The 22,225-nt window shown below is 60.1% G+C and carries 19 protein-coding genes; 15 read left to right on the top strand and 4 right to left on the bottom strand.

What is annotated here, in order from left to right:
• Nucleotides 1–75 precede the first annotated feature (75 nt).
• From Q8O69_RS01865 to Q8O69_RS01825, 9 genes are all read left to right on the top strand, one after another.
• A complete protein-coding gene (locus Q8O69_RS01865) occupies nucleotides 76–1,560 on the top strand; it encodes a flagellin (RefSeq protein WP_305589211.1) in 1,485 nt (494 codons plus the stop codon).
• Nucleotides 1,561–1,632: 72 nt separating this feature from the next.
• On the top strand, nucleotides 1,633–2,025 hold the full coding sequence (locus tag Q8O69_RS01860) for a flagellar protein FlaG (protein WP_305589210.1): 393 nt from the start codon (nucleotides 1,633–1,635) through the stop codon (nucleotides 2,023–2,025).
• Between the two features lie 76 nt (nucleotides 2,026–2,101).
• Nucleotides 2,102–3,565, top strand: a complete 1,464-nt coding sequence (fliD, locus tag Q8O69_RS01855; protein WP_305589209.1) for a flagellar filament capping protein FliD — start codon at nucleotides 2,102–2,104, stop codon at nucleotides 3,563–3,565.
• Nucleotides 3,566–3,958 (top strand): flagellar export chaperone FliS, encoded by a 393-nt coding sequence (fliS, locus tag Q8O69_RS01850; RefSeq protein WP_304869994.1) that lies wholly within the window; start codon nucleotides 3,566–3,568, stop codon nucleotides 3,956–3,958. It abuts the gene before it with no gap.
• 72 nt (nucleotides 3,959–4,030) lie between these two features.
• Entirely contained in the window at nucleotides 4,031–4,411 is a 381-nt protein-coding gene (gene fliS / locus Q8O69_RS01845; RefSeq protein ID WP_275961294.1) for a flagellar export chaperone FliS, read from the top strand.
• Between the two features lie 27 nt (nucleotides 4,412–4,438).
• Nucleotides 4,439–4,735: a flagellar protein FliT gene (locus Q8O69_RS01840; protein ID WP_275961295.1), complete on the top strand. Its 297-nt coding sequence runs from the start codon at nucleotides 4,439–4,441 to the stop codon at nucleotides 4,733–4,735.
• Between the two features lie 241 nt (nucleotides 4,736–4,976).
• Nucleotides 4,977–6,449 (top strand): sigma-54 dependent transcriptional regulator, encoded by a 1,473-nt coding sequence (locus Q8O69_RS01835; RefSeq protein ID WP_275961296.1) that lies wholly within the window; start codon nucleotides 4,977–4,979, stop codon nucleotides 6,447–6,449.
• 185 nt (nucleotides 6,450–6,634) lie between these two features.
• A complete protein-coding gene (locus Q8O69_RS01830; protein WP_275961297.1) occupies nucleotides 6,635–7,843 on the top strand; it encodes a PAS domain-containing sensor histidine kinase in 1,209 nt (402 codons plus the stop codon).
• A 6-nt stretch (nucleotides 7,844–7,849) separates the two neighbouring features.
• Complete coding sequence (locus Q8O69_RS01825; protein WP_305589207.1) at nucleotides 7,850–9,256, top strand: sigma-54 dependent transcriptional regulator; 1,407 nt, start codon at nucleotides 7,850–7,852, stop codon at nucleotides 9,254–9,256.
• A 139-nt stretch (nucleotides 9,257–9,395) separates the two neighbouring features.
• Here Q8O69_RS01825 and lapD read toward each other — a convergent pair whose 3' ends face one another.
• From lapD to Q8O69_RS01805, 4 genes are all read right to left on the bottom strand, one after another.
• Nucleotides 9,396–11,345: a cyclic di-GMP receptor LapD gene (gene lapD, locus Q8O69_RS01820; RefSeq protein ID WP_305589206.1), complete on the bottom strand. Its 1,950-nt coding sequence runs from the start codon at nucleotides 11,343–11,345 to the stop codon at nucleotides 9,396–9,398.
• Between the two features lie 9 nt (nucleotides 11,346–11,354).
• Nucleotides 11,355–12,047 (bottom strand): cysteine protease LapG, encoded by a 693-nt coding sequence (gene lapG / locus Q8O69_RS01815; RefSeq protein ID WP_305589205.1) that lies wholly within the window; start codon nucleotides 12,045–12,047, stop codon nucleotides 11,355–11,357.
• Between the two features lie 91 nt (nucleotides 12,048–12,138).
• Nucleotides 12,139–12,552, bottom strand: a complete 414-nt coding sequence (locus tag Q8O69_RS01810) for a YbaN family protein (protein WP_305589204.1) — start codon at nucleotides 12,550–12,552, stop codon at nucleotides 12,139–12,141.
• A 9-nt stretch (nucleotides 12,553–12,561) separates the two neighbouring features.
• A complete protein-coding gene (locus Q8O69_RS01805; RefSeq protein ID WP_305589203.1) occupies nucleotides 12,562–13,149 on the bottom strand; it encodes a YecA family protein in 588 nt (195 codons plus the stop codon).
• Nucleotides 13,150–13,312: 163 nt separating this feature from the next.
• On the opposite strand from Q8O69_RS01805, the gene recQ reads away from it, so the two are divergent.
• From recQ to Q8O69_RS01775, 6 genes are all read left to right on the top strand, one after another.
• Nucleotides 13,313–15,439: a DNA helicase RecQ gene (gene recQ, locus Q8O69_RS01800; protein ID WP_305589201.1), complete on the top strand. Its 2,127-nt coding sequence runs from the start codon at nucleotides 13,313–13,315 to the stop codon at nucleotides 15,437–15,439.
• 87 nt (nucleotides 15,440–15,526) lie between these two features.
• Nucleotides 15,527–16,690: a diguanylate cyclase gene (locus tag Q8O69_RS01795; RefSeq protein WP_275961304.1), complete on the top strand. Its 1,164-nt coding sequence runs from the start codon at nucleotides 15,527–15,529 to the stop codon at nucleotides 16,688–16,690.
• A gap of 213 nt (nucleotides 16,691–16,903) precedes the next feature.
• Nucleotides 16,904–17,920 carry a DUF2804 domain-containing protein gene (locus Q8O69_RS01790; RefSeq protein WP_305589199.1) on the top strand — a complete coding sequence of 339 codons (1,017 nt, stop codon included), beginning with the start codon at nucleotides 16,904–16,906 and terminating at the stop codon, nucleotides 17,918–17,920.
• Between the two features lie 82 nt (nucleotides 17,921–18,002).
• A complete protein-coding gene (locus tag Q8O69_RS01785; protein ID WP_090248226.1) occupies nucleotides 18,003–18,437 on the top strand; it encodes a MarR family transcriptional regulator in 435 nt (144 codons plus the stop codon).
• Nucleotides 18,437–19,840: a DHA2 family efflux MFS transporter permease subunit gene (locus Q8O69_RS01780; RefSeq protein ID WP_305589196.1), complete on the top strand. Its 1,404-nt coding sequence runs from the start codon at nucleotides 18,437–18,439 to the stop codon at nucleotides 19,838–19,840. The genes Q8O69_RS01785 and Q8O69_RS01780 overlap by 1 nt, the downstream gene beginning before the upstream one ends.
• Nucleotides 19,841–20,105: 265 nt before the next feature.
• Nucleotides 20,106–22,163, top strand: coding sequence for a FimV/HubP family polar landmark protein (locus Q8O69_RS01775; RefSeq protein WP_305589194.1), 2,058 nt, complete (start codon nucleotides 20,106–20,108; stop codon nucleotides 22,161–22,163).
• Nucleotides 22,164–22,225: the final 62 nt, after the last annotated feature.

Below are 22,225 nucleotides of genomic sequence, written 5' to 3'. Positions count from 1 at the left end.
GCGTCTGAGCAAAGCAGGCCCGAAGCTCGCAGGCTCAGACAATCTCAGTAGCACGGTCCTTTGGAGGCAAACACCATGGCCCTTACAGTCAACACAAACGTAGCGTCACTCAACACTCAGCGTAACCTCAATAGCTCATCCAAAGGCTTGGATACTTCGTTGCAGCGCCTGTCCACAGGCTTCCGCATCAACAGTGCCAAGGATGACGCCGCCGGCTTGCAGATTTCCAACCGTCTGACCAGCCAGATCAACGGTCTGAACGTTGCGACCCGTAACTCCAACGACGGCATCTCCCTGGCGCAAACCGCTGAAGGTGCACTGCAGCAGTCGACTGGCATTCTGCAACGTATCCGTGACCTGGCCCTGCAATCGGCCAACGGTTCTAACGGCGCCACTGAGCGTGCAGCCCTGCAAGGCGAAGTGTCGCAGTTGCAACAAGAACTGAACCGTATTTCTGAAACCACCAGCTTCGGTGGTCGTAAGATTCTTGACGGCAGCTTTGGGTCTCAAGCTTTCCAGGTTGGTGCTAACGCATACGAAACTATCAGCGTATCGATCGGTTCTGCTGCAACTGACCGTATCGGTATCAACCGTTTTACCACTGATGGTGCAGGCGCTACTGCTACTGCTTCGGGTGCTGCGTTCAGTGCCACTTCGGGCAGTGCATACGGCAGTGCATCTTTCAATATCAACTCCAAACTGTCCGACGGCGACGTAGCCATTGCTGGTGCAGCCAGCGGCTCGGCGAGTGAAGTGGCTCGTGCAATCAACTCCAAGAGCGATGAAACTGGCGTCACGGCCAACGCTCGTACCGTTGCTACGTTGGGTGGTATTACTGCCTCGGGTACTGTTTCCTTCGACCTGTCTGGCCTGACCAGCAAGTCGCTTGTTACAGACTCTTCCTCCGTATCAGCAGTAGTGGATGACATTACAAACCTGTCCTCGCTGGCAGATGCGATCAACCGCGAGACTGGTAAAACTGGTATCTCTGCAGTCTCGAAAGGCAGCACCATTGAACTGGTTAGCTCCCGTGGTGATGCCATCAGCATCAGTAACTTTGCAGGCTCCGGCGGTGCTACGCTGCAAGCGAAGAGCTTCGATGGTGAAACTGATGTGGGTACTGCTGCAACTATCGTTACTGGCGGCGGTGCTCGTGCAGACGGTCAAGTTCAACTCGAAGCTGCTGATGCCTTCAGTGTGAATGGTCTGACTGGTGGTCTAGGTACTGATGGTTTCAGTGAGCTGGATGCGGTGAATACCATCGATATCAGTACGGCGACGGGTGCACAGGACGCTCTGGGTATCATCAACGGTGCGATCTCCAACATCGATAGCCAGCGTGCCCAACTCGGTGCTGTTCAAAACCGTTTCGAGAACACTATCTCGAACCTGCAGAACATCTCTGAGAACTCCTCTGCTGCTCGCAGCCGGATTCGCGACACTGACTTTGCTGCTGAAACTTCGGAACTGACCAAAAATCAGATCCTGCAGCAGGCCGGTACCGCGATCTTGGCTCAGGCTAACCAGTTGCCACAGGCTGTACTCAGCCTGCTCGGTTAAGGGTAAAAGCGCTAGACTGCGGGGAGAAGGGCTTAGCTCTTCTCCCCGTTCCCTCATTCTGAGGAGAAAATTATGGACATTGGTTCTATTCAAGGTTCGTCTGCATCCACCGCTGTTGCTTCCAAAGCAGAGCGTGCGCCAAATGGCTCTGCCAAAGTTGTGGCTGATGCTGTTGAGCGTAAGCCTTCTGAAGACGCTGCAACCGCAGGTGCCACAAAGGTTGAAAATGGCTCAGCGGCTTCTCGCGAAGAAGTCGAAGCTGCAGTTGCGACGATTCAGGACTTTGTCCAATCGGTTCGTCGTAGCCTGAACTTCTCCCTCGAAGAGGGCAGTGGGCGAGTAGTGGTCAAAGTGACCGATGCAGGGTCGGGTGATGTAATCCGGCAAATCCCTTCCGAAGAAGCGCTGCAGTTAGCAGAGAATCTTTCGGAGGTTCGTAGTTTGTTGTTCAAAGCTGAGGCCTAGCCAACAAGGTTGGCACAGCTTTTGACTGTTAACGCTTATCTAGCGTGTTGCAGTCATTATTTTGGCGAGGTGAAGCATGGTCGGGATTACGGGCATTGGCTCAGGAATCAAAATCGACGAAATCGTCACAGCGTTGGTCAATGCCGAAAGGGCACCCAAGACCAATCAGCTGGACAATCTCGAGAAGACCACTGTTGCGCGCATCTCGGCCATGGGCTCGCTGACCAGCGCGCTGAATACCTTCAAAACCGCCGTCGACTCGTTGAATAAAACCTCCTTGTTCGAGTCGCGAACGGCGAGCTCTTCCAACACCAGCGCTCTCAAGGTTACTGCCGCAGCCACTGCCCCAGCAGGCAGTTACAACGTTCAGGTCAAGCAGCTGGCGACCAGCAGTAAGGTGGCGCTGCAGTCGGTTACTGGTGGCAACGCCGCCACATTTAACAGCGGTTCGCTGACTATTTCTGCGGGCAGCTCGAGCTTCAACGTCAACATTACCTCCAGCAATAACACCCTGGCCGGTATGCGCGACGCAATCAATGAAGCCGGTAAAAGCAGCGGTGTGAGTGCCACGATCATCACCGATGATTCAGGTTCGCGGCTGGTCCTGAGTTCCACCAAGAGTGGTGCGGGCAATGATATTCAGGTCGTGGCCAACGAAGATAATGTGACGACTGGAGCCAACGCGTTGACGTCTCAGGCGTTTACTCCAACGGTTGACCCCGGCAATGCCGATGCCTTCCTTAAGCCCAACTCCACTACGGGGGCTGGTGGTGTTATCACCAAGGCCCAGTCGTCCAAGATATCCATTGATGGTTTGGAATTGGTCCGCGACACCAACCGCATTGAGGACGCGCTAGAGGGCGTAACGCTTGATCTCACTGCGGCACAGAGCTCTACAGATTTGGCCGATGGCAAAACCATTAGCGTTACTGTTGGGGTCGATAAAAGCGGTGTGAAAACCAACCTGCAGAAGTTTGTTGATGCATACAACGCGTTGATCAGTACGACTTCTCAGCTGACCGCCGTTGTGCCGGTCGATGGCGGTAAGCCGGTAACGGGCCCCTTGCTTGGTGACTCTTCTATACGCAATGTGCTGTCTAGTTTGCGCAATGAAATGGTCAATATCACCGGCGAAGGCGGTGTTAAAGCGCTTGCAGGTTTGGGCATTACCTCTGATTGGAAAACCGGTCAGCTCAAGATTGATGACACGACGTTAACCAAGCAGCTGGATAGCAATTTCGATCAAGTGGCCGGTTATCTTGCAGGTGACAATGGCCTGATGGGGCGTCTTTCCAAATCAGTTGGCGCATATGTAGGGGACACTGGTGTGCTTAAGCAGCGTACTGACGCGTTGCAGGTTACCAAGAAGGGTGTTGATGACCAGCGCAAAGCATTGGCTGTTCGAGTCGAGAGTCTGCAGACGCGTCTTTATGCTCAGTACAACGCCATGGACTCCCTGGTCGGCCGGCTAAAACAAACCAGTGAAAGCCTGGCCAATCAACTCGCCAGCCTGCCAGGTTTCGTGAGAAAGGATAAGTGAATGAGCAAGAAACCGATTGATACCTACAAGCAGGTCAATACCAGCCACGATGTTTCGCCCTATCGCACTGTTCAACTGTTGCTTGAGGGAGCGCTGCAAAGGGTAATGCTGGCCAAGCATGCTCAGGTTGAGGGGGATGCCGAGATTCGCGGCATGGCCGTTGGCAGCACTATCACCATCCTCGGCGTATTGCAGGCCAGCTTGGACAAAGAACTGGGCGGTGAAATTGCCGAGAACCTGGATTCGCTCTACGACTACATGACGCGCCGGTTGGCCGGTGTAGCGCTCGACAGTACACCGCGTACTCTGGATGAAGTTCAGGCGCTGCTTGAGCAGATCAAGAGCGCTTGGGATGCCATCGGCCCAGAGGTTGAGCCGGCTGTAGGAAACTGATTTCGTTGCTAAAGCTTTGCTCTGTAGCGCCGATACCCAAGGTATTCAGCAAACAGAACAGCGAGAACAACGATGAACGCGATGGCGGCCCTCAAGCAGTATCAAACCGTCAACACCCAGGCTCAGGCAATTGAAGCCAGCCCGCATCGATTGATCCAGATGTTGATGGAGGGCGGGCTCACCCGCTTGGCTCAAGCTCGCGGCGCCATGGAGCGTAATCAGGTTGCCCTTAAGGGAGAGCTGATCAGCAAAGCCATCGGTATCATTGGTGGCTTGCGCGAAGGCCTTAATCTGGAGCAGGGCGGTGAAGTTGCTGCCAATCTGGATAGCCTTTACGAATACATGGCCACACGTTTGGTTGATGCCAATGTGCAGAATGAAATAGCGCCGCTGGATGAAGTTGCAGGCCTGTTGCGTAATGTAAAAGCTGGCTGGGATGCCATCGCTGAGTGATGCTGTTTCCCGCCTGAGGAATTGTTTATGAGTTCATCCGTGCAGCGTCTAGAAGAAACCGGCAGCGCCTTGCGCACTGCGTTGGCTACCCAGGACTGGGCCGCCATTGGCGAGCTGGATCTGCAATGCCGCCAGGCCGTTGACGAGGCTATGGTCGAGTCTGCCAGTGATGAAGAAACCCTGCGTGCGCGTATGCAGGAGTTGTTGGATCTTTATCGCGAGCTGGTTAACGTTTGCCAAGCCGAGCAGCAGCGCTTGGCCAATGAGCTCGTTCAGTTGAATCAGTCGCAACAAGGCGCCAAGGTCTATCAGCTGTTCGGTTGATTAACTGTTTTCGGTCGATGCTGTCCGGTATCGACCTTCTGGTAAATGTCTGCGTTCTGCCCGATCTTTCCCCTTCTTTGTTAAACAGCTGCTTAGTCTGCTTGGCGGACGCAATAAAAAGCACGCCATAAAATTGACTATTAACAAAAAATTGACTTAACTAGTGGCCAATTGCCGGCGCTGGATCGAGTGGTGTTTGGGCGGCGGGCGCGTTTTTCACTCCAGGATCAGTAAATAAATTATGTGGCGTGAAACCAAAATCCTCCTGATTGACGATAACAGCGAGCGCCGTCGTGACCTGACGGTGATCTTGAATTTTCTCGGTGAAGATCATCTGGCCAGCGATAGCCAGAACTGGCGTCAATGCGTCGCGGAGTTGGCGTCCAGCCGTGAAGTGCTTAGCGTGGTGCTTGGCGAAGTGAAGGCCAAAGGCGGCGTGTTGGACATGCTCAAGCAGCTGGCTGCCTGGGATGAGTTTCTGCCAACGCTGTTGATTAATGATCAGGTGGCTGCCGAGTGGCCGGAAGAACAGCGCCGCTGCGTACTGGCGACGCTGGAAATGCCGATGAGCTACAACAAGCTGCTCGACTCCCTGCACCGCGCTCAGGTGTACCGCGAGATGTACGACCAGGCCCGTGATCGTGGCCGTCAGCGCGAGACTAATCTGTTTCGCAGTCTGGTCGGCACCAGCAGGGCCATTCAGCAGGTGCGGCAGATGATGCAGCAGGTTGCCGATACCGAGGCCAGCGTGCTGATCCTTGGCGAGTCGGGCACCGGCAAGGAAGTGGTCGCGCGCAACCTGCATTACCACTCTAAGCGCCGTGAAGCGCCGTTTGTACCGGTTAACTGCGGTGCGATTCCCGCCGAGTTGCTTGAGAGCGAGCTGTTCGGCCATGAGAAGGGCGCGTTTACCGGTGCGATCACCAGCCGGGCCGGGCGTTTCGAGCTGGCCAATGGCGGCACGCTGTTTCTTGATGAAATCGGCGACATGCCGCTGCCGATGCAGGTGAAGCTGCTGCGCGTATTGCAGGAGCGCACCTTCGAGCGGGTGGGTAGCAACAAGACCCAGAGCGCCGATGTGCGGATCATCGCCGCCACCCACAAGAACCTCGAAAAGATGATCGAAGACGGCAGCTTCCGTGAGGACCTGTATTACCGCCTCAACGTCTTCCCGATCGAGATGGCCCCGCTGCGTGAACGTATCGAGGACATCCCGCTGCTGATGAATGAGCTGATCTCGCGCATGGAGTTCGAGAAGCGCGGCTCTATCCGCTTCAATTCGGCGGCCATCATGTCGCTGTGCCGGCATGACTGGGCGGGTAACGTGCGCGAGCTGGCCAACTTGGTCGAGCGCATGGCGATCATGCATCCCTATGGCGTTATTGGCGTGGGCGAGCTGCCGAAGAAATTCCGTCATGTTGACGATGAAGACGAGAACATGGTGGCCAGCCTGCGCGACGAGCTGGATGAGCGCGCGACTATCCTGGCCGGTCTACCGGGCGTGGATTCGATGGCCATGCTGCCGCCGGAAGGCCTGGACCTGAAGGATTACCTGGGCAACCTTGAACAGGGTCTGATTCAGCAGGCACTTGATGATGCCAGCGGTGTGGTGGCGCGTGCTGCCGAGCGTTTGCGCATTCGGCGCACCACCCTGGTCGAGAAAATGCGTAAGTACGGCATGAGCCGGCGTGATGACGAAGGGCTGGATGACTGACCTTTCTGTGTCAGGCAATCGTCAGTGACTTGGCGCTTGCCCCTCCAATAAAGCCGAAGGTTTGACGAAACCTTCGGCTTTGTTTTTTATAGCATTGATTTAAAAGGATATTTTTTCAGGCACGGGTATTGCTATCTCTCTTGCAACTGACTGTCTTATGACGGCTCGCTGCGCGAGAGAGAACCATGAACGCTAACGCCCAACGCCCTGAAGAATCCGAAGCGCCTGCCCCCGTGGAGCAGGCCAGCCGTGCCGGGCTCGAACAGGCCTTTGCCTTGTTCAACCAGATGTCGACTCAGCTCAGCACCAGCTACAGCATGCTGGAGGCGCGGGTGACTGAACTCAAGGGCCAGTTGGCGTTGGTCAGTGCCCAGCGGATGCAGGAGCTGGCCGAGAAAGAGCGCCTGGCTCATCGTCTGCAGAGCCTGTTGGATCTGTTGCCCGGCGGGGTGATCGTGATCGATGGCCAGGGCGTGGTGCGTGAGGCCAACCCGGTGGCGCGTAATCTGCTCGGCCAGCCTTTGGTGGGTATGCTCTGGCGCCAAGTGATCGCGCGCAACTTTGCCCCGCGTGAGGATGACGGTCACGAAATTTCCCTGAAGGATGGCCGGCGCCTGTCGATTGCCACCCGTTCATTGCACGCCGAACCTGGCCAGTTGGTGTTGCTGACCGACCTGACAGAAACCCGGCGCTTGCAGGATCAACTGTCCCGCCACGAGCGCTTGTCTGCCCTCGGTCGCATGGTTGCTTCTCTGGCGCACCAGATTCGTACGCCGCTCTCGGCTGCATTGCTCTACGCCAGTCACCTGACTGAGCAGGTGCTGCCAGTTGAACAGCAACAGCGCTTTGCCGGTCGCCTGAAAGAGCGCCTGCACGAGCTGGAGCATCAGGTGCGCGACATGCTGATCTTTGCCCGTGGCGAGCTGCCGCTGCCGGACCGTCTGGCACCCAAGGCGTTGTTCGCTGCGTTGCGTAGCGCCGCCGAACCCCATGTGCTGGATATGCAGGTGCGCTGGCAATGCGACAGCCGCGCGGGCGAGTTGTTGTGCAACCGCGACACCCTGGTCGGCACCGTGCTCAACCTGATCGAAAACGCGATTCAGGCTGGCGGCCGTGAAGCGCGCTTGAAGATTCATCTGTATCAGCGCGGTGAAACGCTGCGCCTGTGCATCAGCGACAACGGCCCAGGCATCGACAGCGCGACGCTGGCGCGGCTTGGCGAACCCTTCTTTACCACCAAAACCACCGGTACCGGGCTTGGCCTGGCCGTGGTCAAGGCAGTGGCGCGCGCCCACCAAGGCGATGTGCAGCTGCGTTCGCGGCCGGGGCGTGGCACCTGCGCCATTATCACCTTGCCGCTGCTTGGTGCTACGCACCCTTTGATTCAGGAGTAACCATCCATGGCGAGCAAAATTCTATTGGTCGAAGATGACCGCGCGTTGCGCGAGGCACTGGCCGATACCCTGGCGCTGGGTGGGCATGATTACCGCGCGGTGGACTGCGCCGAAGCGGCGCTGCTGGCGATTGCCGAAGAGCCGTTTGGCCTGGTGGTCAGTGACGTGAACATGCCCGGCATGGATGGCCACCAGTTGCTCGCGCAGATTCGTCAGCGCCAGCCGCAGCTGCCGGTGCTGCTGATGACCGCTTTCGGCGCGGTGGAGCGGGCGGTGGATGCCATGCGCCAAGGCGCGGCGGATTATCTGGTCAAGCCATTCGAGCCGAAAGCCCTGCTGACGCTGGTTGATCGGCATGCATTGGGCCGAGTTTCTGCCGGTGAGCAGGATGGCCCGGTCGCTGAAGAGCCGGCCAGCGTGCAGCTGCTGGCCCTGGCCACGCGGGTGGCGCAGAGCGACTCCACGGTATTGATCACGGGTGAGTCTGGCACCGGTAAAGAGGTGCTGGCGCGTTTTATTCACCAGCAGTCGCCACGTGGCAGCAAACCTTTTATTGCAATCAACTGCGCGGCTATTCCGGACAACATGCTCGAGGCCACGCTGTTTGGCCACGAGAAGGGCGCATTTACCGGGGCAATTGCCAGCGCGCCGGGCAAGTTCGAACTGGCCGAGGGCGGCACCATTCTGCTCGACGAAATTTCCGAAATGCCGCTGGGCCTGCAGGCCAAGCTGCTGCGCGTGCTGCAGGAGCGTGAGGTGGAGCGGGTGGGCGCGCGTAAGCCGATTACCCTGGATATCCGCGTGCTGGCCACCAGTAACCGCGATCTGGCTGCAGAAGTGGCGGCGGGGCGCTTCCGTGAAGATCTTTACTATCGCCTGTCAGTGTTTCCACTGGCCTGGCGACCGCTGCGTGAGCGCCCGGCGGACATCGTACCGCTGGCTGAGCGTTTACTGGCCAAGTACGTGAAGAAAATGAACCACGCGCCGATTCGGCTTTCCCCGCAGGCGCAGATGAGCCTGATGAGCCATAGCTGGCCGGGCAATGTGCGTGAGTTGGATAACGCCATTCAGCGTGCGCTGATTCTGCAGCAAGGCGGGCTGATTCAACCGCAGGATCTTTGCCTGCTGGCACCTATTGGTTCGGCCGTTACGCCGCCTGCGCCGCAGCTGTTGGCGGTGGTGGTCAATAGCGCACCTGCGCCGCAGGACGCCTTGCCGGCAGAAGCTGGCGCCTTGGGCGATGACCTGCGCCGGCATGAGTTTCAGATGATCATCGATACCCTGCGCGCCGAGCGCGGCCGGCGCAAGGAAGCTGCCGAGCGCCTGGGCATCAGCCCGCGCACCCTGCGCTACAAGCTGGCGCAGATGCGTGATGCCGGGATGGATGTGGAAGGCTATCTATTTGCCAGCTGAGCCCCGGGTTGCACGAGCACTCGAGATCAGGCGTAGGGTGGATGACGCTTTACCCATCCACCAACAGAGCCCTTATGGTGGATGAAAAGAGCGTCATCCACCCTACAGCTCCCAAATTACATCAGGGCTACGGCTCTGCTTAATCCTTCCACGGCATGGGCGCACCCAGCAGGCGGCCCATGGCGCCGTATAGCCCCAGCTCCTTGAGCACCGCCAGCTCGCCTTCGGTTTCCACCATCTCGGCAATCAACGGCAGGTCGATGCTGTTGGTGGCGCGGAACACTGCCTCGATAAACATGCGCTTGTCGCTTTCCTGATCGATGGCGCGGATGTAAGTGCCGTCGAGTTTCAGGTAGGCCAGGCCCAGGTGAGTCAGGTTGCCGATCAGGCTGAAGCGTCCGCCGAAGTGCTGCAGGCCCAGGCTGAAGCCGGTGTCACGGATGCCCTGGCTAAGCGCTTCCAGCTCGGCCGCAGGTGGCAGGTGACGTTCGTCCACTTCCAGGGTCAGCAGGCTAGCCTGCTGCGGGTGCTGCCTGAGGATGTCTAACATGCGCTTGAGGGTTTCGGTGTCGCGCAAGGTCGCGGCCGATAGGCTCAGGGCCAGTGGCGCCGCATGCTGGCTGAGGTGCGCCAGGCTGTGTTCAAGCATGGCCAGGTCAAAGCGGGCGGTCCAGCCCAGACGTTCGATCCAGGGCAGGAAGCGCCCGGCGGCAATCGTTTCACCCTGTGGATCAAGCAGGCGTGCCAGCACCTTGTGGTGCAGCAGCCGGTTGCGATCCGCACACTGCGTGACGGGCTGGAAATACAGCTGCAGCTTGCGCTTGTTCAGCGCGTCGTCGATCCAGGTGCGCCATTCGTGCAGGCCTTGAGTCGGTTGCGCGTTGTAGTCGTCCAGGCGTACCCAGTCGCGGCTCGGGTCGTTCTGTGCTTGCGCCAGGGCCTGATCGGCGCGGCCGATGACCTGGCCGGGTTCTTCACCCGGGCGGAAGGCGGCAATGCCCATGTGTGCCACTGGCGTGCAGTCGCTGGCACCGGTCTGGCGCAAGCTTTCCAGGCCGGTGTGCAGCTCGCCGGCGAGCAGGTCGGCTTCTTCACTGCCAATGCCGGGGGCCAGCAGGCTAAATTCGCCGCCCCGGCTGCGTGAGGCCAGCCAGTCCGAGCGGTTGGTCTGGTTGAGCAGGCGCTTGAGCAGCTCGCCAATGGCGGCAATCAGCGCGTCAGTCTGCTGGCCGCCGAGGCGCTGGTTGAGCCCGCCGAGGTCGTTGACCCGCAGCAACAGCAGATAACCTTCGGCGTTCTGTTCACTGACCACCAATTGATGGGCCAGGCGGATATCGAACAGGCGGCGGTTGGCCAGGCCGGTGATGCTGTCCTGGTAGGCCTCCTCACGCAGTTTTTCACTGCGCGCGGCTTCTTCGGCGAACAGGGTTTTCAGCTTTTCCACCATCTGGTTCATGGCGGTGACCACGCGTTTAAGTTCCGGTGTACGCGGCACTTTTGGCAGGGTGAGGAATTCGCGGCGGGTGATGGCCTGGGCCTGTTGCACCATGTTGTCCAGCGGGCGCAGTTGGGTGCGCAGCAGCCAGCCGCCGAGTATGGCGCTGACCAGGCCGCAGAGCAGCAGCCAGATCAGGCTGCCGATGGCGCTGTCCCAGAGTTTGGCCAGGGCGAACTGTGGGTGGCTGAGCACCTCGACCCGCGCGGCCTGTTCCCAGCCACGCATGATCAGCGCATCGCCGCCCTGGGGCTGCAGGTTCACCAGCTCGCTAAACCAGGCCGGAACGGTCTCGGTGCTGGCATCGTCGCTGCGCCGTTCGACAATTACCTCGTCATTGGGGATGCGCACCACGCGGATGCTGGTGAAGTAGCCGCTGTCGAAGATCGAGCTGACCATCAGCTCGATCATCGCCGGGTCATCCACGTGCGGGGTCATCGACAGGCCCAGCGCGGTTGCGGCGTCCTGGGCATGGGAGCGCAGCTGGCTGAGCAATTGCTCACGCGAGCTTTCCACCCCGGCGATAAAACTGCCGGTAAAGGCCACTACCAGGAACAGGCAGATGGCGAGAAATAGCTGCTTGAGTAGAGACATAGGTTCCTCCTAGCCTTCGCCGATGGCGAAGCCCTCCGTGCGCATTTTTTTCAAGATGTCCTGCCAGCGCGAGAGCTTTTTGGAATCGCTCTTTTTGCTATTGGAACCAGCGAGATAGAGCCCTTCGGCATTGAATGCATAGACCGGCAGCAGGTCTTTGCGCTGCGAGGCGGGTTTTATTTCATTGATCAGATTGTCCAGCACCAATGGCTCGGCACCGGGGCTGGCGTAGTAGGTCAGCACCATATGCGCCTGGTTGTAATTGAGTGCTTTGACGTAGGTGATACGCAGCTTGTCGCTGGGGATGCCGAGGCGGCGCAGGGTGAAGTATTTGGCGATGGAATAGTCTTCGCAATCGCCGGCGCCCTTGACCAGCATCTCGATGGGCGTGGCCCAGTAGTCGTTCTGTTTCCACAGGCGGATATCGTCGACAAAACGGATCTGCCGGTTGAAGAAGCGATTGACCTCGGTGAGCTTGTCCCTTTCGCTGCTATTGGCGCTGGCCTTGATTTGCGCCTCCCAGGCCTGAATGCGCTGCTTGGCTGCGCCGAGGTTGCCATAGCGGCTTTCGGCATTTTGCAGGATGACGCCGAAGTCCCAGTTGGCCAGGGCGCTGGCCAGACCGATCAGCAGGATGCAGCCGCCCAGCAACGCTCGGTTGAGGCGCTTGAACCATCCATGAGTGAGCTGACGGGGTGGCATGTACCGCGCCTCGGCCGGAGATTGGGAAAGTCTAGGTGGTGCTGCTGATTTTTGCCGCGCTGAATATACCGAATGTCGGCTGGCGTGGTGCTTAGGCTTTGTTTCGAGTTTTCTGGCTGAGGATATACAGGCTAACCAGCACCGCGCTGGTCAGCATAAAGGCCCTGGCCCAGAACAGCGGCACCAGGTAGCACGACAGGCCAATACTCAGCCACATTAAGCTGATGGCGTAGACCTTGCCCTTGAGCGGGATGCCCTGGCCCTCGAGGTAGTCGACGATCCACGGGCCAAGCTGGCGGTGATTGACCAGCCACAGGTAGAAACGCTTCGAGCTGCGCATAAAGCACGCAGCCGCCAGCAGCAGAAAAGGCGTGGTGGGCAGTACAGGAAGGAAGATGCCGATTACCCCCAGCGCCACGCTCAGCCAGCCGATGGCCAGCAGAACGTAGCGAATAGCGGGGTTGCGCTGCTCTTGGATCGGCGGCACCCGAATCTCACGCGCCATGGCGCGTGCTTAGTGGTGGCGGGGCTTCAGGAGGGCCGGTTTTTCTTCCGGCGCATGGCACAGCAGGAACAGTGCGGTCAGCAGCTCAGGGATCTGCTCGACCATGCTGTCGACCAGGTCGCGGTCACGGGCGATTTCAGCGAATTCAGGCTGCTCATCGAACAGGCCGGAACCGACCATGATCGGCAGCAACAGCTCGCTGACTTCATCTTCGGCGTCGTCGAACCACACTGCTTCACGCAGGAACACACCTTCCATAAAGCCGATGCACCAGCCGCGCAGGTCGGAATCGTCCGGCTCTTCGCCCAGGTCGAGCTCGCACGGTACGTCGGGTTCATCGTCACTGGCCAGTTGGCGGGCGATATGGCTTTGCAGCTGGATCAGGGTGGCTTCGATCTCTTCGCGCTCGGCGTCGCTGCGGTAGTGCGGCGGCTCGGAGAACAGTGCGTCAATCCATTCGCGCTCCGGCACCGGCTGTGGGCAGATCGACAGGGCGGTCAGGTAGCCGTGGGCGGCGATGTAGTCCAGTGCCTCGTCATGCAGCTCATCGGCATCGAGGAAGGCTTGCAGGCGGGACAATTGTTCGGCGAAAGACATCGGGGGGCTACCTTGAAGAAGTAAACGAGGCTGGATTCTAGTCCAGACCTGTTACAGCGGCCATAGTTCTAGGTAAATACGGGCAAATGCGCAGCAGAGTCAGATCGGGACTCAGCACCATTCCCAGGTGCGTATAATGCGCGGCTTGTTTCGGAGACCCTTCATGCTCGAGCACGCGCAACGCATCCTCAAAGACGTATTCGGCTACGACAGCTTCCGTGGCCGTCAGGGTGCGATTATCGAGCGCGTGGCCAGTGGCGGCGATGCCCTGGTGTTGATGCCCACCGGTGGTGGCAAATCCCTGTGCTTTCAGGTGCCGGCCCTGCTGCGCGAAGGCCTGGCGGTAGTGGTTTCACCGTTGATCGCGCTGATGGACGATCAGGTCGCCACCCTCGATGAGCTGGGTGTGGCGGCTGCAGCGCTGAACTCCACCCTGAACGCCGATGAGCAGCGGGAGATTGCCGAGCGGATCAAGCGCGGCGAGATCAAGATGCTCTACCTGGCCCCGGAGCGGCTGGTGCAGCCGCGCATGCTGAGCTTTCTGCAAAACCTCGACATTGCCCTGTTCGCCATCGACGAGGCGCATTGCGTGTCGCAATGGGGGCATGATTTCCGTCCGGAATACCTGCAGCTAGGCCAGCTTGCCGAGCTGTTCCCCAATGTGCCGCGCATTGCCCTGACTGCTACTGCGGACATGCGTACCCGCGAGGAAATCGTTCAGCGTCTGCATCTGCAGAATGCCGAGCGTTTTTTATCGAGTTTTGATCGGCCGAATATCTTCTACCGCATCGTGCCCAAGGAGCAGCCGCGCAAGCAGCTGCTGAGCTTCCTGAGCGCGCGCAAGGGCGATGCCGGCATCGTCTACTGCCTGTCGCGCAAGAAGGTCGAAGAGGTCGCCACGTTCCTCTCCGAGCAGGGTTTCCCGGCGTTGCCGTACCACGCCGGTCTGGCCAACGAGTTGCGCGCCTATCACCAGAAGCGCTTTCTCAACGAGGAAGGCCTGATCATGGTGGCGACCATCGCCTTCGGCATGGGCATCGACAAACCCAACGTGCGCTTTGTCGCCCACCTCGATTTGCCGAAATCCCTGGAAGCCTATTACCAGGAAACCGGTCGCGCCGGCCGTGACGGCCTGCCGGCGGATGCCTGGATGGCCTACGGCCTGCAGGATGTGATTTTTCTCAAGCAGATGCTCAACAACTCCGAGGGCGACGAGCGACATAAGCGCGTCGAGCAACACAAGCTCGATGCCATGCTCGCGCTGTGCGAGGAAACCCGCTGCCGGCGGCAGGCGCTGCTGGCCTATTTCGATGAGGACATGCCGCAGCCCTGCGGGCACTGCGACAACTGCATCGATGGTGTGCAGACCTGGGATGCCACCGAGCCGGCGCGCCAGGCACTGTCGGCGATCTATCGCACCGGCCAGCGTTATGGCGTGGGGCACCTGGTCGATGTGCTGCTCGGCCGCGACAACGAAAAGATCCGCGGCGTAGGCCATCAGCATCTGGCGGTGTTCGGCATCGGCAAGGCGCTGACTGAAGGTGAGTGGCGTTCGTTGTTCCGCCAGTTGGTGGCGCGTGGTCTGGCCGATGTCGATCTCGAAGGCTTTGGTGGCCTACGCCTGGCCGACAGTTGCCGGCCCTTGCTCAAGGGCGAGGTGACGCTGCAATTGCGTCGTGATCTGAAACCACAACAGAGCGCCAAGGCCTCCAGCAGCGCCGCCAGCCAGCTGGTGCGTGGTGAGGAGCGTGGCCAATGGGAAGCGCTACGCGCCTTGCGCCGCAAGCTGGCGGAAGAGCATGGCGTGCCGCCTTATGTGATCTTCCCGGATGCCACCTTGCTGGAGATGCTGCGCAGCAAGCCCAGTACCCTGGCCGAGATGGCGCGGGTCAGTGGCGTCGGCGCACGCAAGCTGGAGCGTTATGGCGAGGCCTTCCTGGCCGTGCTCGGTGCGGATGATGAAGCGCCGCGAGCGGTGGTCGATTTGCGCCACGAATTGGTCAGTCTGGCCCGTGCCGGCATGACCCCGGCGCAGATCGCCAGCCAGCTCAGCTGCAGCGAGAAGAATGTCTACGGCCTGCTGGCCGAAGCCATTGGCCGTCAGCAGTTGTCCCTGGAGCAGGCGCTGGATGTGCCCGAAGCATTGCTCGGCGAGATTCAGGATGCCTTTCTCGATGGCGAAGGTGAGCTGCCGCCGGTAGCGGCGATCAGCGAGCAGTTTGCCGGGCGTGTGGAGCTGGGCATTCTGCACTGCGTGCGAGCGGCCTTGCAGGCGGAGTTCGAGGCCTGAGTGAGCGCAGTCTGGCCGCCGGTTGATCTTGTGGCACCGGGTACGAGCGACTAAGGTGTTTTCAGCCACCCAGCTGCAGAGGTTCCGGTGCCGCTTTCCCATGCCTGGTTAGACGATGTTCGCCCCAGCCCCTATGCCGATCAGCTCGCCCTGGGCTTTCGCCTGTTGCGCTTTTCGCGGCCGCTGGAGCGGGAGTATCGCAACTATGTGCGTGACGACACCTTCGACCTCAAGCGTATTGCCCTGGTCGTGGGCATTCTGGTGTGGCTGGCCTTTGCCGCGTTCGATTTTGTCCTGATCAAGGCGCCCGAGGTGTGGTGGATGCTGGCCATTCGCCTCGCCGTTTTAGTGTTGCTGTGCCTGTTCGGCGGGCTGCTGATTCAGCGCAAGCATATTCATCTGTTGCAACCGCTGAGTCTGGTCAGCCTGTTGGCGCTGGGCGCGGCAGCCTCCTTTGTGGTTGGCATTGCCCATCGAGTTGATCCCAGCTACCCCTATGAGGGGCTGTTGCTGGTCTGTATGGCCGCTTACTTTCTGGCGGGTTTACGTCTGATCGAGGCGCTGTGCTGCTCGTTGCTGGTGCTGCTGGTCTACGTCTGCGTCGAACTGCTGGTGGCCAGCTTGCCGGTGCCTCGGCTGATCAATAACACCCTGTTTCTGCTGTTCGGCAACCTGATGGGCGCGGTGGGTTGTTACCTGCTGGAGTTCAAATCACGCGAGCACTTTCTGATCAGCCGACTGATGCGCGTATTGGCCGATCACGACAGCCTGACTGGCCTGCACAACCGCCGCAGTTTCAACCGGCAGTTCGAGCGCCTGTGGCGTCAGGCGCAGCGCGAACATCGTGGCCTGGCGTTGCTGCTCTGCGATGTTGATCACTTCAAGGCCTACAACGATCACTACGGCCACCAGGCCGGCGATAACGTGTTGCAGCGTATTGGCAGCCTGCTGCAGGACGCCGCGCGGCGCCCGCTGGACATGGCCGTGCGCCTGGGCGGCGAAGAGTTTGCCGTGCTGCTCTATGACATAGGCGAAGCCGAAGCGCGGCATCACGCCGAAGCGCTGCGCCAAACCCTGCAGACCCTGAATATCGAACATGCCGGCTCGGATACGGCGAGCATGCTGACTATGTCGATTGGCATTTCCTGCATCCAGCCTGCCGCAGGTGGGGCGTTGGCGCAGCTCTACGAGCATGCGGATCGTGCGCTTTATGAGGCCAAGGCGTTTGGCCGTAATCAGGTCGTGGCGTAGATTGGGTTGAGGAGTGCAGCGACGAAGCCCAACGGGCAATGCTGGGCGCTACGCCGAGGCCAGACCGGACGCCGCTGTTGGGCTTCGCGGAGCTCAACCCAACCTACACCGTTGTGGCCGATTTTGCCGCTGTGCTTGGCGCCTGCGGTGAATGCCCGGAGCGAAGTCGCGGTGCTAGCATCGCTGAGGTTTTTTCCTTGAGTGATTGCTGCGATGGACCGACTGATTCAGGCCAACGGCCAGCCGCATTACGGCATCTTTCCCGCCGCGCCGGGGCTGATCAATTACCGCGATTTTGATTTCCGCTCGCCCATGGGCCGCAAGCTGGGCGCGTTGGCCAAATGGCGGCGCTTTCATCAGTTCCAGTATTTCGGCCTGATCAGCGATGAGCTGATCGGCGGCTGTGCGCTGGCCAACCTGAGTCTCCTGGGTGTGGGCTTTGTCTACCTGTTCCACCCGGCCAGCGGGCGCATGATTGAGCGTCAGTTCAAGCTGCCGTTGGGCTTTGGCAGTCAGTTTTCACAGACCCCGGATCAGGGCGTGTGTGAGGTGCGCAGCGGCGGCAATCTGCTGCGCCTGGAGAACGACGCCGCATCCAAGGAAAAGCGTCTGCTGGTAGAACTGGATGACGGCACCCGCATCGATGCCTGTTTCTCCGAGGCAGAGCCTGCTTTTCAGCCGATGTGCATCAACACGCCTACGGCGGTCAATGGCTGGGTCTATGCGCAGAAAGTGGCGGGGGTGCGCTGCACAGGGCAGGTGCGTAGCGCGCTGGGGGATTTTGATCTGGCGCAGATTGGCGCATTTGCTCATCACGATTGGTCAGCCGGTTATATGCGGCCTGAAACCCACTGGAACTGGGCCTGCTTGTCCGGCCTGGCGGGTGAGCAGCGGGTCGGGCTGAACCTGTCCTGCGGGGTCAATGAAAGCAGTTTTACCGAGAACTGCTTCTGGCTGGACGGCGAGTTGCTCAAGGTTGATACCGTGCGCTTTGCCTTTGATCGTGATCAACCGCTAGAACCCTGGATGATCAACTCCTATGACGGCCAGGTGGAGCTGCGTTTCGAGGGGCGTGGCCTACACAAGGAGCGGTTGAACGTGGGGCTGCTGGCGAGCAACTTCAAACAGATTTTCGGCCAGTTCACTGGCGTGCTGCGGCCGATTGGCCGGCCCGAAGTGCGCATCGACAACCTGTGGGGCTTTGTCGAAGATCAGTATGTAAAGTGGTGAAACCTTTTGCAGGCTTGCCTCGTTATAAGGGTTATGGTTAGCTGGCTAATAATTAGTTTTTTATAGTTAAGAGCCGTTGTCCATGTCGCATACCGATCAACACCGTTTTGCCATGCAAGTTGCCCAACTGTCTCGCGCTTGGCGCGCCGAACTGGATCGCCGTCTGGTCGGTCTGGGGCTTTCCCAAGCCCGCTGGCTGGTGCTGCTGCACCTGGGACGCTTTGCCGAATTGCCGACCCAACGCGAATTGGCGCAGAGCGTCGGCGTTGAAGGACCAACCCTGGCGCGCCTGCTCGACAGCTTGGAAGCCCAGGGGCTGGTCAGCCGTCAGGCGGTGCCGGAAGACCGCCGTGCGAAAAAGATTGCCCTCAGCCCACAAGCCCGCCCGTTGATTGAAAAGATCGAAGCGATCTCCGCGCAACTGCGCCAGGAAGTGTTCGCCGGCATCGATGAAGACGAGTTGCGCCGCTGCCAGAAGGTCCACGCCCAGGTGTTGAGTAACCTGGAAAAACGCTGATGCGTGACGACCTGCAGAGCCTGCAGCAACGCTTCGGTCCGCGTTACCCGCAGTGGCTGCTGGCGCTGCTGATGGTCGGCAGCATGGCCATGGTCTTGGCCTCCACCAGCATCAATGTCGCCTTGCCGGCGATCATGGCGGATTTCGCCATCGGCCGGCCCCTGGCTCAGTGGCTATCCACCGGCTTTCTCGCGGCCATGACCGCTGGTTTGCTGTTGGCCGCCTGGGCCCAGGCGCGTTTTGGCGCGCGGCGTACGGCGCAATTCGGCCTGCTGCTGTTTATTCTCAGTTCCCTGTTGGCGCTGGTGGCGCACGCTGCCTGGCAGCTGATTGCCCTGCGCATCGTGCAGGGGCTGTGCGCGGGCATCGTACAGCCGTTGGCCATGGTGCTGATCTTCCGGGTATTCGCCGATGGCGGCCGCGGAATGGCGTTGGGCATCTACGGCCTGGGGGTGATGCTGGCGCCGTCGTTGGGGCCGGGGATCGGCGGTTATCTGGTCGATCATTTCGGTTGGCCGTCGATCTTCTGGATGCCGCTGCCGATGTGTCTGCTGGCCATGCTGGCCGGGCAGTGGTTGCTGCCCAGTGAGCGTGAGCGCAGCACGCCGCGTCTGGATATTCAGGCCTTTGCCTGGCTCTGTGTGGCGATATTTGCCGCGCTGGGTTTTCTCGCTGAAGCGCAGCGTTTTGCCTGGTCGGCGCCGAGGGTCTGGTTACCGGGCTGTGTGGCACTGCTGGCGGGCGCGGGGTTTATTCTGCGCAGCCGGCGTGCCGCTCAGCCGCTGCTGCCGCTGGCGCTGTGGCGGCATGCCGGGTTTCGCAGCGCCAGTTGGGTCGCCTTGACCCTGGGCCTGGGCCTGTATGGTTCGACTTACCTGATCCCGTTGTATCTGCAGACTGTCGAAGGCTTCAGCGCCGGGCGCTCGGGTCTGCTGCTGTTGCCGGCCGGGATATTGATGGGCATGGCGTCCTTTCTCGGTGGTTGGCTCAGTGATCGGCTGTCTGCGGCCGTGCTGCTGAGTGCCGGACTACTGATTTTTGCGCTGTCGGTGGCGGGCTTGGCCTGGGTCGAGCAGGGCGCCTCGTTTATCCAGCTGTGCTTCTGGGCTTGCGTCGGGCGCATTGGCTTGGGCGTGTTGCTGCCGGCCTTGAGTACCGGCTCGCTGGATATCCTCAGCCCCGAGGAACTGGCCCAGGGCGCAGGCGCCATTACCTTCGTGCGCCAGCTGGGCGGCGCGTTCGGGGTCAATCTGCTGACTTTCTTTCTGGAGTGGCGGCACAGCGCTGAAGGCGGCGATCACCTCGCCGAGATGCTGGCCTTCAAGCAGAGTTTCTGGCTGGTGGCCGGAGTATTTGCAGTCACGGTTTTAGCGGCCTGGGGCGTCAAATCGACAAGACGCTGACAGCTAAACGGTAGTGTGACGGAGTTGTCATTTTCTTGACTGCAGGCCTATGCTTGCACCTGTGGTGGCTTTTTGCCAAACGGCGGTTGGCATTTGTCTATTCAGTGCGCCGTAATTATTGCCATGCACCAGCCGGGTTAAACACGGAACGTATCTTCCCAAGGCAACATTTGCCGACTTCTATACTTTCGCAAGCGCTGGAAGCGCACGTCTTGGACGTGAAGTGGCGAAGGCACAGGGGGCGGATTCACCGGGAGCGTTTTTTATGGCAAAGGTTCGTCAGTTACTCATTGGTCTGGCATCCAGCTCGGCCCTGTATTCGGGGCTGGTTCCGGCCCTTGGCCTGGGCGAAATCACCCTGCATTCGGCGCTCAGTCAGCCGCTGGATGCCGAAATCGAATTGTTTGATGTGGGCGACCTGACCGCTGAAGACATGCGTGTGCGCCTGGCGCCCGCCGACGTGTTCAGCCGCTCCGGCGTTGATCGCCTGTATTTCTTCAATGACCTGCGCTTCACCCCATTGCTGCGCGGCGGCAAGAGCGTGATTCGCGTGGTGTCGACTCAGCCGGTGCGTGAGCCTTACCTGAACTTTATCGTCGAAGTGTTGCGGCCCAATGGCCAGCTGTACCGCGAGTACACCGTGCTGCTCGACCCGCCCAGTTCGGCCGCCTACCGCAGCCTGGCTGCACCTGCAGCATCTGCCGCGCCCGCTGTTGTCGCCACTACGCCGCGTGTAGCACCTGTCGCACCTGTGCGCCCGGCGGTAATGCCCACCGCGCAGCAGGGGAATCGCTACAGCGTGGTCAGCGGCGACAGCCTGTGGAAGATAGCCACGCGTTTGGCCGCCGATGCCAGGCAGGTGACGCCCCAGGCGCTGATGAACGATATCCATGCGCTTAACCCGCAAGCCTTTATCAATGGCGATATCAATCGCCTGCGTGCTGGTGCGCAATTGCTTTTGCCCGACAGCCTCGCCAGTGCTGCACCGGCAGTAGCCGAAGCAGCTGTTGCCACAGCGGCTGCGCCAGAGGCTGTAGCTGCCCCAAGTGCTCAGCTGCCGGTTGATCCGCCGGCCGAGCTGTTGATTGAGGAGCAGGCCCGCGTCGAACAGGAACTGGCCAATCAGATTAGCGAGACCCTGCAATTGCAGCAGAGCCTGGCGCAGCTGGGCTTGCAGGTGCAGCAGTTGCAGGAACAGATGGAGGCGCGGGATCAGCAGATTGCCGGCCTGCAGGCTGAGTTAGCCGCACGCCGGGCGAGTGCCGAAGCAACCGCAGCACCTGTGGCTGCGCCGGTCGCGGCAGCCGCGCCTGCTACAGCGGAATCAGGTAGCCACTGGCTGGCGCTTATCGCCGGTCTGCTGGCGTTGTTACTGGCGGGCGTGGCCGGCCTGTTCTGGCGCAGCAGAAAGCCCGTTGAACCCGCGCCTGTTGCGGTAGCCGCTGCGCTGACGCCCGCCATGCCTAAGGCGCCAAGTGTTGCGCCGGCTGTAGCGGTCGCGCCGGCAGCCGCAGTGGCTCTGAATGTGCGTGAGGTGCCGCGCACGGGGCCGGTATGGCCAGCTGCGGGTGAAGATGCGCTGCAAAGTGCCAACGTGTATATCGCCTATGGCCGTCTGAGTGAGGCCGCCAGTACCTTGCGCAAGGCCTGGGACGCCCAGCCGCAGCGCAGCGATATCGGCTTCCGCCTGCTGGAAGTTCTGGCTTTGCTGGGTGATACCCAGGGCTTTATCGCCCATGAAGCATTGGTCCGGGCATCCGGCTTTACTCCGGCGCGGATTGACGAGCTGAAAGCGCGGCATGCCGAGCTTTTCAGCGCGCCGCCAGCCAGCCTGCTGGACGATGTGGTGCTGGAGTTGGATGAGGTCGAGGCGCAACCGCTGGATGAGGCTGCCAATGATGGCCAGCTTAATCTGGACGATATGTCGCTAGATGCCGACTGGGATCTGGTCAGTCCCTTTGCCCCGACTGCGCCGAAAAAACTGGCGGACAAGGCCGAGAGCGGTGCTGCGGCCAAGCGCAAGACCTCGGATATTTTCGAGCTGTCAGGCAGCCGCGATGCCCGCAGCCCGTTTGCCGAGTCGATGCTGGTGGAGGAAACCTCCAACGATGGCTGGGGCGGTGACGTGCTCGACGTGGAGCTTCTGGATGACCTGGATGATCTGGCCGGCAACCGCGAAAATCTCTCCAAACTGAACATGGCCCTGGCTTATATCGAGCAGGGCAGCCTGGACAGTGCCTGCCAGATTCTCAATGAAGTGATCAACGAGGGCGATGAAGAGCAGAAGCAGGAGGCACGTCAGCTACTGGCCAAAATCGCTTGATACACGAGGCTGTCGCTCAACGCCCGCGTGCCTCTGGTACGCGGGCGTTTTTCTTGCTGCGC

It is taken from the genome of Pseudomonas sp. (genome assembly GCF_030690725.1).
Classification (GTDB): Bacteria; Pseudomonadota; Gammaproteobacteria; order Pseudomonadales; family Pseudomonadaceae; genus Aquipseudomonas.
Note: the sequence above shows the minus strand (reverse complement) of the source record. Positions and strands in the feature narration are given on the sequence as shown.